Genomic DNA, 12,670 nt, shown 5'->3' with positions numbered 1-12,670 from the left:
GCCCGCCCCGCCACCGGCGGCGACACCGGCACCCGCCCCGCCCGTGCCCCCGTCACGAGCCACGCCATCGCCCCGACCGAGGACACCATGAGCAGCAGCACGGTCATCACGAACATCGCCACGCTGATCACCAACGACCCCTCCCTCAGCGACACGGACCCCCTCGGCACCGTCCGGAACGCGGCCGTCGTCCTCGAGGGCGACCGCGTCGCGTGGACGGGTGAGGCAAGCAAAGCACCCGCCACTGACAATCGGGTCGACGCCGGCGGCCGGGCGGTGATCCCCGGCTTCGTGGACTCCCATTCCCACCTGGTCTTCGCGGGCGACCGCACCGAGGAGTTCCACGCCCGCATGTCCGGCCGCCCCTACGGCGCGGGCGGCATCCGCACCACCGTCGCGGCCACCCGCGCCGCCACCGACGCGGAACTGGAGGCGAACCTCACCCGTTATCTGCGCGAGGCGCTGCGCCAGGGCACGACGACGTTCGAGACCAAGTCGGGCTACGGACTGACCGTCGAGGACGAGGCCCGCGCCCTGCGGATCGCCGCCGCGCACACCGACGAGGTCACGTTCCTCGGCGCGCACGTCGTGCCGCCGGAGTTCGCCGAGGACCCCGCCGCCTACGTCGCCCTGGTCACCGGCGAGATGCTCGACGCCTGCGCCCCGCACGCCCGCTGGATCGACGTGTTCTGCGAGAAGGGGGCCTTCGACGGCGACCAGGCCCGCGCGATCCTCACCGCGGGACGGGCCAGGGGGCTGCGTCCGCGCGTGCACGCCAACCAGCTCACGTACGGTCCCGGCGTGCAGCTCGCGGTGGAGCTGGACGCGGCCAGCGCCGACCACTGCACCCACCTCACGGACGCGGACGTCGACGCCCTCGCCCAGGGCGGCACCGTCGCCACCCTGCTGCCCGGCGCCGAGTTCTCCACCCGCGCCCGGTGGCCCGACGCCCGCAGGCTGCTGGACGCCGGTGCCACGGTCGCGCTGTCCACGGACTGCAACCCCGGCTCCTCCTTCACCAGCTCCATGCCGTTCTGCCTGGCCCTCGCCGTACGGGACATGGGCATGACCCCCGGCGAGGCGCTCTGGTCGGCCACCGCCGGAGGCGCCCGCGCCCTGCGCCGGGACGACGTCGGCCGGCTCGCCCCGGGGGCGTACGCCGACCTCGCCGTCCTGGACGCGCCCAGCCATGTCCACCTGGCCTACCGCCCCGGCGTCCCCCTGGTCACCGAGGTCTGGCACCGCGGCGTACGCGTGAACTGACCGGAACGGGGGAGACAGGACAGGGGGAGACGGGACGACAGGGCGGACAACAGAAGAGAGAAGGAGAAGGAGAAGAAGAGGAAGGGCGAGGACAGGCAGCGGTGGGCCGCTACTCCTCGAGCGTCAGGCCCTTGCGCAGCCGGACCAGCGTGCGGGACAGCAGCCGGGAGACGTGCATCTGGGAAATGCCGAGCTCCTCGCCGATCTCGGACTGGGTCATGTTGGCCACGAACCGCAGGGAGAGGATCTTCCGGTCGCGCTGCGGCAGACCGGCGATCAGCGGCTTCAGGGACTCGACGTACTCGACGCCCTCGAGCTCGTGGTCCTCGTAACCGATGCGGTCCGCGAGCGCGCCCTCGGAGTCGTCCTCCTCCGGCTGCGCGTCCAGCGAGGACGCGGTGTACGCGTTGGAGGCGACCATGCCCTCGACGACCTCTTCGTTGGACAGCCCGAGGCGGTCCGCCAGTTCGGTCACGGTGGGCGCCCGGTCGAGCTGCTGGGCCAGTTCGTCGCCGGCCTTGGCCAGGTCCAGGCGGAGTTCCTGCAGCCGGCGCGGTACGCGCACGGACCACGAGGTGTCGCGGAAGAAGCGCTTGATCTCGCCGATGATGGTCGGCATCGCGAACGTGGGGAACTCCACACCGCGGCTCAGCTCGAAGCGGTCGATCGCCTTGATCAGGCCGATCGTGCCGACCTGGATGATGTCCTCCATCGGTTCGCTGCGGGTGCGGAACCGGGCGGCGGCGAACTTCACCAGGGCGAGGTTCAGCTCGACGAGCGTGTGGCGCACGTAGGCGTGCTCGTAGGTGCCCTCTTCGAGGGACTCCAGGCGCTGGAACAGGGTCTTGGACAGCGCCCGCGCGTCCACCGGTCCCACCTCGGCGTACGGGGGGATCTCGGGGAGTCCGACCAGTCCGTCGGGCTCGGTGAGGCTCTCGAAGTCCTCCAGCGCCTCGAGTCCTTCGAGGGACTCGACAGCGGGTTCGAACTCGGGTCGTTCCGGGGAGCGTGTCGACGTCGCCCTCTGGGTATGCGATTCGTCGAGCCGGGGTGACATGATGTCCTCCATCGTTCTCGGCATGTGGCAGCCGAAGCCATACGTGCACTGCGGTGTGCGGCGCCTCCAAAGCCGGCCGTGGTCGATCGGGTGTCCCTACTAGCCCTACCCGGTTCCACAAGCCGGTTGCAAGTGCGCTTACCTGCGGCTTGTCCGGGTTTGTGTGTTTGTTCGGGTGTCGGGGGCAGTGGGGAGGGCGTAGTGTTCGAGGACATCAAGCAAGAGCCACGACGGTCGGGAGAGGGACGGCATGGACCGCGGGACGGTCGGCAGCGCACAGTCGGGCCGGCTTCTGGTCGAGGTGCGCGAAGAAGGTACGAGCGCTGTCGTGACACCGGCGGGTGAGCTGGATCACCACACCGCCGATCTGTTGCGCGAGCCGCTCGAGGATTGCCTCGAGAAGGGTTTCTCGCGCCTGGTGGTGGACTGCTCCCGGTTGGAGTTCTGCGACTCCACCGGGCTGAACGTGCTGCTCGGTGCCCGGCTGAAGGCCGAGGCCGCGGGCGGCGGCGTGCATCTCGTGGGGATGCAGCCGGTGGTGGCCCGGGTCTTCGAGATCACCGGCGCCGATTCGGTGTTCGTCCTCCACGACACGCTCGACCAGGCTCTCGCCTCCGAGTAGGCGGGAGCGGAGTGGAGCGCGCGCGGACGAGGGGGGCACACACGCGCGGACCGCACACGCGGTCCGCGGGGCGGGCGGGTGCCTGTCCGGTGTCTTCCATGACGTATGTGACGAGCGCGTCGCGATCGTCACGGGTTCCGTCCGAATCCGTGGGTGTTCCGCCGGTCGGCCCGGGCAGGAGACATGCTGAACGTGCCGGTGGCACGGAAGGGCCGGCATCCCCGACGGTGCGAGCCGCGTCCTTCCCGTACGGGACGGTGACCTGCTCGCCGCCCGGAACGGGGACCCGCACATCGTCCGGAACGGTGGCGGGTACACCCTTTCGTACGGGTACAGAGTCTTCCATCGTGAATGAATCGTGAACTGGTGAATCGGTGAGGTGAAGCGCTGATGAGCACCACCCGGCCTTATTCGCCGGGCGACCGCGGCCCCGAGCCCAGCGGCGCTTCCGGGGCGGCCGCGGACGCGACGGCCTCCTCGGAGGGTCCGTCGTCCGTGCCGTCTGCGTCTTCCGCGTCCGCCGATCCACCAGGGGGCGGTGCGTCACCCGCCGCGGCCCCCTCGGGCTCCCCGCCGTCCGGCGGGCGGCAGGTGCGGCGGCTGAACTTCGACGGAGCGAGCGGTGTCGTGCCGCTCGCCCGCGACTTCACCCGGCAGGCGCTCTACGCCTGGGGGTGGCTGCCGGCCGATTCCGCGGACCAGCGGGCGGCGGCGGAGGACGTGCTGCTGGTCGTCTCGGAACTCGTCACCAACGCGTGCCTGCACGCCGAGGGCCCCGAGGAACTGTGGATCACCTGCGACAACAAGGTGCTGCGGATCGAGGTCTCGGACCGGGGCGAGGGCCAGCCGGCGCCGCGCACTCCGCACCGGGCGGGACGTCCGGGCGGCCACGGCATGTTCATCGTCGAGCGGCTGTGCCTGGACTGGGGAGTCGTACGGTCCAAGGACGCCGGCGGTCCCGCGGGCAAGACGGTCTGGGCGGAGCTGGGCGCACCCTAGCGCCGGGCTCCACCCCTCACCCGCCTTCCCTTCGGTCGCCTCGGGCGGCCGCGCCTTCCCGCCCCGCACTCTCACGCCCGGAGCCTCGCGCCCCGGGCGTTCGTGCGTCTCCGTGCCGTCCGGGCCGCTCCTGCCACAGCCCCCCCCCGCGAGGCGGGCACGCGAAGGGCGGCGGCATCCGTCCGCCGGATGCCGCCGCCCCTGGGCGGGTCAGTCGCCGTGCGTCAGCGCACGTCGCCCATCAACTGCTTGACCTTGCCGCGGTAGAGCCAGACCGCCGCGCCCGCGACGACGGCCAGCGTGGCCTCCAGGGCGACGATGCCCGTCGTGTTGAGGTCGACGCCCGCGATGGAGAGCAGGCCCGTGGTCGCGTCGCCCGCGGTGACCGCCAGGAACCAGACACCCATGAGCTGCGAGGCGTACTTCGCCGGAGCCATCTTCGTCGTCACCGACAGGCCCACCGGCGAGAGCAGCAGCTCGCCCATCGTCTGGACGAAGTAGATCGCCACCAGCCACAGCGCGGCCGCCTTGTGCCCGCCGTCGGCGATCCCCAGCGGCGCCAGGAAGACGAAGAAGGAGACGCCGACCAGCATCAGGCCGGAGGCGAACTTCACGACCGTGCTCGGCTCCTTGCCGCGCCGGTTCAGCGCCAGCCAGATCGCGGCGAACACCGGGGCGAACGCCATGATCAGCACGGGGTTGACCGACTGGTACCAGGAGACCGGGAAGCCCCAGCCGCCCACGGTGTTCTTCGCCGAGCTGTCCGCGAACAGCGACAGCGTCGAGCCGCCCTGGTCGTAGATCATCCAGAACACGGCCGCGGCCACGAAGAACCAGATGTACGCGGTCATCCGGGACTGCTCGGCGCGGTTCAGGGAGCGGTCCCGCTTGATGCGCGCGATCACGAAGACCGGAATGACCAGGCCGGCCACGGTGATCGGCACCATCAACCAGTTCAGCGTGTAGACACCGGTCAGACCGATGATCGCGTAGAAGATCACGGCCGCGGCCGCCCAGGCGCCGGTCTTGCGCAGCGTGGAGGACTTCTCGGGGGCCGACAGCGGCATGGGGACGACGTCGGAGCGCGGGCTCAGGTGGCGGGTGCCGAGCAGGAACTGGGCGAGGCCCAGGCCCATGCCGACCGCCGCGAGCGCGAAGCCGAGGTGCCAGTTGACGTTCTCGCCGACGGTGCCGATGGCGAGCGGCGCGGCGAAGGCGCCCACGTTGATGCCCACGTAGAAGAGGGTGAAGCCGCCGTCCCGGCGCGGGTCGTCCGGGCCGTTGTACAGGTGGCCGACCATCGTCGAGATGTTGGCCTTCAGCAGGCCCGAGCCGATCGCGACCAGTCCGAGGCCGGCGAAGAAGGTGCCGGCCGAGGGGAGCGCCAGCGTCAGGTGGCCCAGCATGATGACCGCGCCGGCGACGGCGACGGTCTTGCGGGGGCCGAGGATCCGGTCGGCGACCCAGCCGCCCGGCATGGCGAGCAGGTAGACGAGCGAGAGGTAGACCGAGTAGATCGCGGTGGCCGTGGTGGCGTTCATGTGCAGGCCGCCCGGGGCCACCAGGTACAGCGGGAGCAGAGCCCTCATGCCGTAGTAGGAGAATCGTTCCCACATCTCGGTCATGAAGAGAGTGGCCAGTCCGCGGGGGTGGCCGAAGAAGGACTTCTCGGAGCCGGGGATGCCCGGCTGGACCGAGTCCTTCGTCAGGCTGGACGCCATGGTCGTTCCTTGCTGGTCGGGACGCAGTGCGTAGCGTTGCGCCCGGTGGGGGGAGGCCGGCACCGGCGGTTGACGCCGTTCACCCCACGCTCACGGGGTATCCGCTCCGGATCACGGAACGGGGACGGCGACCACCGGGATCCACGCCCCTCGCGTCCCGTGCGCGTCCTCGCGCACCGGCTCGGGGGCCCGGCCACAGGTCATGTCACTGCCGGCCGGCGGGGAACCGGCCGAGAGACGGTCGGCGGGGAACCGGTCCGTCCGGACCGGTCGGTGTCCGGTCCGTCGCCCGCACGCAAAAGGGGCCCCGGCGGGTGGGCCCGCCGCCGCCCCGCTCCCGGCTGTCCGGGTTGTCACTACAGGCGTTCAAGCTCACGATACGGCACGGTCCCACCCCATATGGAAGGACTTGAGACGCGAATCACAGGTACGAACGGAACCGAACATCTGTTTCGAAGCTCTGCCCCGGCTCCCACCCCGAGGTCGCAGGCGGCGCCGCGGAGCGGACACCCGGGAGAGCCGACCGGCCACCCTCCCAGGTCAAGGTAAGAGGCCGTCCATGCCGATCACCCCCTCGTCTCTTGCACTGCGCGGACTACCATCAGTCCATGACCCGTGTACTGCTCGCAGAGGACGACGCGTCCATCTCGGAGCCGCTGGCCCGCGCCCTGCGCCGGGAGGGCTACGAGGTCGAGGTGCGCGAGGACGGACCGACCGCGCTCGACGCGGGGATGCAGGGCGGCGTCGACCTGGTGGTACTCGACCTCGGGCTGCCCGGTATGGACGGCCTCGAAGTGGCCCGGCGGCTGCGCTCCGAGGGGCACACCGTCCCGATCCTCATCCTGACCGCGCGCGCCGACGAGGTGGACACCGTCGTCGGACTCGACGCGGGCGCCGACGACTACGTCACCAAGCCGTTCCGCCTCGCCGAACTGCTCGCCCGCGTCCGTGCCCTGCTGCGCCGCGGGGCCACCGAGCCGCAGCAGCCGCCCGCCACGCACGGTGTGCGCATCGACGTCGAATCGCACCGGGCGTGGATGGGCGAGGAGGAGCTGCAGCTCACGGCGAAGGAGTTCGACCTGCTGCGGGTGCTGGTGCGGGACGCGGGCCGGGTCGTCACCCGCGACCAGCTCATGCGCGAGGTCTGGGACACCACCTGGTGGTCGTCCACCAAGACGCTGGACATGCACATCTCCTGGCTGCGCAAGAAGCTGGGCGACGACGCGGCGAACCCCCGTTACATCGCGACGGTCCGCGGCGTCGGCTTCCGCTTCGAGAAGAGCTGACGAGGCCCTTCCGACGTGCGCCGCCGTCTCATCCAGTCCACCCTCGCCGTCGTCCTCGTGGTGATCGCCGTCTTCGGCGTCTCCCTCGTCATCGTCGAGACCCGCACCATCAGCAACAGCGCCCAGGAGCGCGTCGACTCCGAGGCACTGCGTCTGGCCAGCATCGTCGACGGCCGTCTCATGGACGACGAGAAGGTCACCGCCGAGGTGCTGAAGGAGCAGCTCAAGGGCCAGGTCACCGAGGACAGGTACGCCCTCGTGAGCATGCCGGGCAAGGACCCCGTCGAGGTCGGCTCCCGGCCCACCGGCGACGTCATCCACGCCACCACCAGGGGCGAGGAGGGCGAGACGGTCCGCGTCGAGGAGCCCCGGTCCGCGGTGACCCGTGAGGTCGGCCGCACGCTGCTGATCATCGGCCTGGTCGCGCTCCTCGCGATCGTCGCCGCCGTCCTGCTCGCCGTGCGCCAGGCCAGCCGGCTCGCCTCCCCGCTCACCGACCTCGCCTCCACCGCCGAGCGGCTCGGCTCGGGGGACCCGCGCCCACGGCACAAGCGTTACGGGGTGCCCGAGCTGGACCGGGTCGCCGACGTCCTCGACTCCTCCGCCGAACGCATCGCCCGGATGCTGACCGCCGAGCGGCGGCTGGCCGCCGACGCCTCCCACCAGCTCCGCACCCCGCTCACCGCGCTGTCGATGAGGCTGGAGGAGATCACCCTCACCGACGACCCCGACACGGTGAAGGAGGAGGCGACCATCGCGCTGACCCAGGTCGAGCGGCTCACGGACGTCGTGGAGCGGCTGCTCACCAACGCCCGGGACCCGCGCACCGGCTCCGCCGTCTCCTTCGACCTCGACGAGGTCATCCAGCAGCAGGTCGCCGAGTGGCGCCCCGCCTACCGCAGCGAGGGCCGCGCCATCGTCAGCTCCGGCAAGCGGCATCTGCAGGCCGTCGGCACCCCGGGGGCGGTGGCGCAGGTGCTGGCCGCGCTGATCGAGAACTCGCTGATGCACGGCGGCGGCACGGTCGCGCTGCGCACCCGCGTCACCGGCAACCAGGCGGTCATCGAGGTCACCGACGAGGGCCCCGGCGTCCCCTCCGACCTCGGCGCCCGCATCTTCGAGCGCACGATCAGCGGCCGGAACTCCACGGGCATCGGCCTCGCCGTCGCCCGGGACCTGGCCGAGGCGGACGGCGGCCGGCTGGAGATGCTCCAGGCGAAGCCGCCGGTCTTCGGACTGTTCCTGTCGCGGACGCCGCTGCGGAAGACCCCGGCGGGCGGGGACTCGGGGCCGACGGTGCGCTGAGCCGTCTCCGGCGGGTCAGCGGCGCAGGCGCCCGGGCGGTGTGGTCTCCTCCAGGAACGATTCCGCGCTCGCCACCGCCTCCTTTGCGGGCAGCGCGCGGAACACCCAGGTGCGGTACGACCAGAAGCGGAACAGCGTCGCGATGCCGATGCCGAGGAACTTGAAGATGTTGCTCTGCAGCGAACTGTCCCAGCCGAAGCCGTACGTGGCCACGTACAGCACGCCGTTCTCGATCACCAGGCCGGCCGCGCTGAAGAGCAGGAACAGGCTCAGTTCCTTGGTGCGGCCGCTCTTGTCGCGGTCCCGGTAGGCGAAGTAGCGGAAGCCCACGTAGTTGAACGCGATCGCGACGATCGTGGCGATGACACTGGCGCGCACCACCTGCAGATCGGTGGTGTGCCGCACGAGGTTGAAGACGAGCAGGTTGACGAGGAGGCCGGCCCCGCCGACGGCGCCGAACTTCGCGACCTCGCGGCCGAGGTGCTGAAGCCGCCGGCGCAGGGCACTGCGAGAGGTGCTCCGCACCCCCGTGGAACCATTGCCCATCGTGTCGCCAGCCCCCGTCGGGTCGCGTCCGACGGCCGCCACCGGAGAGCGACCGCGCTTCCCCCATGCTAACCAGCACGCCCCCGCGAGGGCGCGAGCGACGGCCGCCCGCGCCGCGCCCTCACCGGATCCCGCCGCACCCGGGGCACGGCGGGCGCCGCGCGCCGCTTAACCTGGGGGACGTGACGTTTCCGGTAGTCGGCATGGTCGGCGGAGGCCAGCTCGCTCGTATGACACACGAGGCGGGCATCCCGTTGGGCATCAGGTTCAAGCTCCTCAGTGACACTCCCCAGGATTCCGCGGCGCAGGTCGTGAACGAGGTGGTCCTCGGCGACTACCGCGACCTGGACACGCTGCGCGCCTTCGCGCGCGGCTGCGACGTGATCACCTTCGACCACGAGCACGTGCCCACCGAGCACCTGCGGGCCCTGGAGGCCGACGGCATCCCCGTCCGCCCCGGCCCCGACGCGCTCGTGCACGCCCAGGACAAGGGGGTGATGCGCGAGAAGCTCGACGCGCTCGGCGTGCCCTGCCCCCGGCACCGCATCGTCTCCGGTCCCGAGGACGTGGCCGCCTTCGCGGCGGAGGGCGTCCCCGAGGGCGGCGAGGGCGACGGCTTCCCCGTCGTCCTCAAGACCGTCCGCGGCGGCTACGACGGCAAGGGCGTGTGGGTCGTGCACTCCGCCGCCGAGGCCGCCGAGCCCTTCCGCGCCGGGGTCCCCGTCCTCGCCGAGGAGAAGGTCGACTTCGTGCGGGAGCTGGCCGCCAACGTGGTGCGCTCCCCGCACGGCCAGGCGGTGGCCTACCCCGTCGTCGAGTCCCGCCAGGTGGGCGGCGTCTGCGACACGGTGATCGCCCCGGCCCCCGACCTGGACGAGGCACTGGCCCTGCGCGCCGAGGAGATGGCGCTGAACATCGCCAAGGAACTCGGCGTCGTAGGCCACCTCGCCGTCGAGCTGTTCCAGACCCGCGACGGACGCGTCCTGGTCAACGAGCTGGCCATGCGTCCGCACAACTCCGGCCACTGGTCGATGGACGGCGCGATCACCAGCCAGTTCGCCAACCACGTCCGCGCCGTCCTGGACCTCCCGCTCGGCGACCCGCGCCCGCGCGCGAAGTGGACCGTCATGGTCAACGTCCTCGGCGGCGACTACCCGGACATGTACTCCGCGTACCTGCACTGCATGGCCCGCGACCCCCAGCTCAAGATCCACATGTACGGCAAGGACGTGAAGCCCGGCCGCAAGGTGGGGCACGTCAACACCTACGGCGACGACCTCGACGACGTGCTGGAGCGCGCCCGTCACGCAGCCGGCTACCTGAGAGGGACGATCACCGAATGAGCCCCGCCGCACACCCCGCCGTCGGCATCGTCATGGGGTCGGACTCCGACTGGCCCGTCATGGAGGCCGCCGCCCAGGCCCTCGACGAGTTCGAGATCGCCCACGAGGTCGACGTCGTCTCCGCGCACCGGATGCCGCGCGAGATGATCACCTACGGCGAGCAGGCCGCCGAGCGCGGACTGAAGGTGATCATCGCGGGCGCGGGCGGTGCCGCCCACCTGCCCGGCATGCTCGCCTCCGTCACCCCGCTGCCCGTCATCGGCGTGCCCGTGCCGCTGAAGTACCTGGACGGCATGGACAGCCTGCTGTCCATCGTGCAGATGCCGGCCGGGGTGCCCGTCGCCACCGTCTCCGTCGCCGGGGCGCGCAACGCCGGGCTGCTCGCGGCCCGCATCCTCGCCACCCACGACGAGGACCTGCGCACCCGCATGCGGGAGTTCCAGCAGGAGCTGAACGACCAGGCCACCGAGAAGGGCAAGCGGCTGCGCGCCAAGGTCCAGGGCGCGGGCGCCGGCTTCGGCTTCGGCCCGGGCGCGGGGAAGTGACGGCGATGACGACACCGGCCTCCGCCTCCCTGGACGCGGCCCGCGCGCTGCTGCGCGAGTTCCCCGTCGTCGACGGCCACAACGACCTGCCCTGGGCGCTGCGCGAGCAGGTCCGCTACGACCTCGACGCCCGCGACATCGCCGGCGACCGGCGCGCACAGCTGCACACCGACATCCCCCGGCTGCGGGCCGGCGGCGTCGGCGCCCAGTTCTGGTCGGTCTACGTGCGCTCCGACCTGCCCGGCGCGGTCACCGCGACGCTGGAGCAGATCGACTGCGTACGGCAGCTCCTCGACCGCCACCCCGAGGCGCTGCGCGCCGCGCACACCGCCACCGACATGGAGGCGGCCCGCGCCGAGGGCCGGATCGCCTCGCTGATGGGCGCCGAGGGCGGCCACTCCATCGACAACTCGCTCGGCACCCTGCGGGGTCTGTACGCGCTCGGCGTGCGCTACATGACGCTCACCCACAACGACAACGTGGCCTGGGCCGACTCGGCCACGGACGAGCCGCGCGTCGGCGGGCTCTCGGCCTTCGGCCGCGAGGTCGTGCGCGAGATGAACCGGCTCGGGATGCTCGTGGACCTCTCCCACGTGGCCCCCGACACCATGCGGGCCGCCCTGGACACCACCTCGGCGCCGGTGATCTTCTCGCACTCCTCCGCCCGCGCCGTCTGCGACCACCCGCGCAACATCCCCGACGACGTGCTGGAACGGCTGCCGGGCAACGGCGGCGTGGCGATGGTGACCTTCGTCCCCAAGTTCGTCCTCCAGGCCGCCGTCGACTGGACGGCCGCCGCCGACGAGAACCTGCGGGCGCACGGCTTCCACCACCTGGAGACGAACGACGAGGCGATGAAGGTGCACCGCGCCTTCGAGGAGGCGCACCCGCGCCCGGTCGCCACGGCGGCCACGGTGGCCGACCACCTCGACCACATGCGCGAGGTCGCCGGCGTCGACCACCTCGGCATCGGCGGGGACTACGACGGCACGGCCTTCACCCCGGCCGGCCTCGACGACGTCTCGGGCTACCCGAACCTGATCGCCGAACTGCTCGACCGGGGCTGGTCACGGGCCGACCTGGCCAAGCTGACCTGGCAGAACGCGGTCCGGGTGCTCGGCGCCGCCGAGGACGTGGCCCGCGCGGAGCAGGCCGCCCGGCCCCCGTCCAACGCCACGCTGGAGCAGCTCGACGGATGAGGGCGGGCGGGCGGCGGCCCTCGGATCGGCCCGAGGGCCGCCCGTCCGGATCATCCCGGCGTCGCGGGGGCCGGTCGGTCGAAGACGTATCGCCTCCCGGCCGGCCTGATCCGAACGCAAGACCCTAGTGCTCGTACCCCTCCGCCGCCCGCTTCTCCCGCAGCTCCAGGATGGCGCGGCGGCGGGCCAGCCGGTGCGTGCGGCGGATCTGCGCCTCCTGGTACCGGCGCCGGTCCCGGTCGGTCTCCGGGAACACCGGCGGCACCGGACGCGGCCTGCCGTCGGCGTCCACGGCCGCGAACACCAGGTAGGCCGAGCCGACGTGGGTGGCGGGCGCCGACTCGTTCCAGCGCTCCGCGAGGACCCGCACGCCCACCTCCATGGAGCTGCGCCCGGTCCAGTTGACCTGCGCCTTCACATGGACGAGGTCGCCGACCCTGACCGGCTCCAGGAACACCATCTCGTCCATGGACGCCGTCACGGCGGGCCCGCCGCAGTGCCGTCCGGCCACGGCGCCGGCCGCGTCGTCGACGAGCTTCATGATCACCCCGCCGTGGACCGTGCCCAGAAGGTTCGTGTCGTTGTGGGTCATGATGTGGCTGAGCGTGGTGCGGGAGGCGGAGACGGGCTTCCCGGGAAGTCCCTCCGCGGTCGCCGGCGAGGCGTGGTCTGTCATGAACTCCACCCTATGCGGCGGTGCGGTCCGGAGACTTTGTGTCGGGTTCGCAACAGCAGCGGTCCAATTCGCCGGGACCCCTGTATGGCGCACAGCCGGGCACTGCAC

The 12,670-nt window shown here is 71.8% G+C and carries 12 protein-coding genes; 8 read left to right on the top strand and 4 right to left on the bottom strand.

What is annotated here, in order from left to right:
• The first annotated feature begins 87 nt into the window (after positions 1 to 87).
• On the top strand, positions 88 to 1,263 hold the full coding sequence (hutI, locus tag OHB09_RS12845) for an imidazolonepropionase (protein ID WP_328922001.1): 1,176 nt from the start codon (positions 88 to 90) through the stop codon (positions 1,261 to 1,263).
• 109 nt (positions 1,264 to 1,372) lie between these two features.
• Here the strand turns inward: hutI and OHB09_RS12840 are convergent, their stop codons facing one another.
• Positions 1,373 to 2,332 carry an RNA polymerase sigma factor SigF gene (locus tag OHB09_RS12840; RefSeq protein ID WP_006143739.1) on the bottom strand — a complete coding sequence of 320 codons (960 nt, stop codon included), beginning with the start codon at positions 2,330 to 2,332 and terminating at the stop codon, positions 1,373 to 1,375.
• A gap of 238 nt (positions 2,333 to 2,570) precedes the next feature.
• On the opposite strand from OHB09_RS12840, the gene OHB09_RS12835 reads away from it, so the two are divergent.
• The gene (locus tag OHB09_RS12835) at positions 2,571 to 2,942 is read left to right on the top strand and encodes an STAS domain-containing protein (protein ID WP_040896974.1); all 372 of its coding nucleotides are present in this window, start codon (positions 2,571 to 2,573) and stop codon (positions 2,940 to 2,942) included.
• A gap of 390 nt (positions 2,943 to 3,332) precedes the next feature.
• Positions 3,333 to 3,941 (top strand): ATP-binding protein, encoded by a 609-nt coding sequence (locus tag OHB09_RS12830; RefSeq protein ID WP_191890624.1) that lies wholly within the window; start codon positions 3,333 to 3,335, stop codon positions 3,939 to 3,941.
• A 224-nt stretch (positions 3,942 to 4,165) separates the two neighbouring features.
• Here the strand turns inward: OHB09_RS12830 and OHB09_RS12825 are convergent, their stop codons facing one another.
• Positions 4,166 to 5,662 carry an oligopeptide:H+ symporter gene (locus OHB09_RS12825; protein WP_006143736.1) on the bottom strand — a complete coding sequence of 499 codons (1,497 nt, stop codon included), beginning with the start codon at positions 5,660 to 5,662 and terminating at the stop codon, positions 4,166 to 4,168.
• 608 nt (positions 5,663 to 6,270) lie between these two features.
• Between OHB09_RS12825 and OHB09_RS12820 the strand changes: the two genes are divergently transcribed.
• A complete protein-coding gene (locus OHB09_RS12820) occupies positions 6,271 to 6,948 on the top strand; it encodes a response regulator transcription factor (protein ID WP_006143734.1) in 678 nt (225 codons plus the stop codon).
• A gap of 15 nt (positions 6,949 to 6,963) precedes the next feature.
• Entirely contained in the window at positions 6,964 to 8,253 is a 1,290-nt protein-coding gene (locus OHB09_RS12815) for an ATP-binding protein (RefSeq protein WP_006143733.1), read from the top strand.
• A gap of 15 nt (positions 8,254 to 8,268) precedes the next feature.
• On the opposite strand, the gene OHB09_RS12810 is transcribed toward OHB09_RS12815, so the two are convergent.
• Positions 8,269 to 8,799 carry a GtrA family protein gene (locus OHB09_RS12810; protein ID WP_040897087.1) on the bottom strand — a complete coding sequence of 177 codons (531 nt, stop codon included), beginning with the start codon at positions 8,797 to 8,799 and terminating at the stop codon, positions 8,269 to 8,271.
• A 182-nt stretch (positions 8,800 to 8,981) separates the two neighbouring features.
• Between OHB09_RS12810 and OHB09_RS12805 the strand changes: the two genes are divergently transcribed.
• Genes OHB09_RS12805 through OHB09_RS12795 form a run of 3 tightly spaced genes read left to right on the top strand, consistent with a single transcriptional unit; the run spans position 8,982 to position 11,886 of the window.
• Positions 8,982 to 10,142: a 5-(carboxyamino)imidazole ribonucleotide synthase gene (locus tag OHB09_RS12805; RefSeq protein WP_040896971.1), complete on the top strand. Its 1,161-nt coding sequence runs from the start codon at positions 8,982 to 8,984 to the stop codon at positions 10,140 to 10,142.
• A complete protein-coding gene (purE, locus tag OHB09_RS12800; protein WP_006143729.1) occupies positions 10,139 to 10,687 on the top strand; it encodes a 5-(carboxyamino)imidazole ribonucleotide mutase in 549 nt (182 codons plus the stop codon). Before OHB09_RS12805 ends, purE begins: the two co-directional genes overlap by 4 nt.
• A gap of 5 nt (positions 10,688 to 10,692) precedes the next feature.
• The gene (locus OHB09_RS12795) at positions 10,693 to 11,886 is read left to right on the top strand and encodes a dipeptidase (protein ID WP_191855025.1); all 1,194 of its coding nucleotides are present in this window, start codon (positions 10,693 to 10,695) and stop codon (positions 11,884 to 11,886) included.
• Between the two features lie 124 nt (positions 11,887 to 12,010).
• Here the strand turns inward: OHB09_RS12795 and OHB09_RS12790 are convergent, their stop codons facing one another.
• On the bottom strand, positions 12,011 to 12,562 hold the full coding sequence (locus OHB09_RS12790; protein ID WP_040897086.1) for an acyl-CoA thioesterase: 552 nt from the start codon (positions 12,560 to 12,562) through the stop codon (positions 12,011 to 12,013).
• Between the last annotated feature and the right edge of the window lie 108 nt (positions 12,563 to 12,670).

It is taken from the genome of Streptomyces griseoaurantiacus (genome assembly GCF_036189845.1).
Classification (GTDB): Bacteria; Actinomycetota; Actinomycetes; order Streptomycetales; family Streptomycetaceae; genus Streptomyces; species Streptomyces griseoaurantiacus.
This window is presented reverse-complemented; position numbering and strand designations above follow the sequence as displayed.

What these genes read in the sequence shown, in the direction of transcription:
- OHB09_RS12840 (WP_006143739.1), bottom strand. Translation starts at nt 2,332, where the DNA reads ATGGAGGACATCATGTCACCCCGGCTCGACGAATCGCATACCCAGAGG.
- OHB09_RS12835 (WP_040896974.1), top strand. Translation starts at nt 2,571, where the DNA reads ATGGACCGCGGGACGGTCGGCAGCGCACAGTCGGGCCGGCTTCTGGTC.
- purE (WP_006143729.1), top strand. Translation starts at nt 10,139, where the DNA reads ATGAGCCCCGCCGCACACCCCGCCGTCGGCATCGTCATGGGGTCGGAC.
- OHB09_RS12825 (WP_006143736.1), bottom strand. Translation starts at nt 5,662, where the DNA reads ATGGCGTCCAGCCTGACGAAGGACTCGGTCCAGCCGGGCATCCCCGGC.
- OHB09_RS12790 (WP_040897086.1), bottom strand. Translation starts at nt 12,562, where the DNA reads ATGACAGACCACGCCTCGCCGGCGACCGCGGAGGGACTTCCCGGGAAG.
- OHB09_RS12830 (WP_191890624.1), top strand. Translation starts at nt 3,333, where the DNA reads ATGAGCACCACCCGGCCTTATTCGCCGGGCGACCGCGGCCCCGAGCCC.
- hutI (WP_328922001.1), top strand. Translation starts at nt 88, where the DNA reads ATGAGCAGCAGCACGGTCATCACGAACATCGCCACGCTGATCACCAAC.
- OHB09_RS12795 (WP_191855025.1), top strand. Translation starts at nt 10,693, where the DNA reads ATGACGACACCGGCCTCCGCCTCCCTGGACGCGGCCCGCGCGCTGCTG.
- OHB09_RS12820 (WP_006143734.1), top strand. Translation starts at nt 6,271, where the DNA reads ATGACCCGTGTACTGCTCGCAGAGGACGACGCGTCCATCTCGGAGCCG.
- OHB09_RS12810 (WP_040897087.1), bottom strand. Translation starts at nt 8,799, where the DNA reads ATGGGCAATGGTTCCACGGGGGTGCGGAGCACCTCTCGCAGTGCCCTG.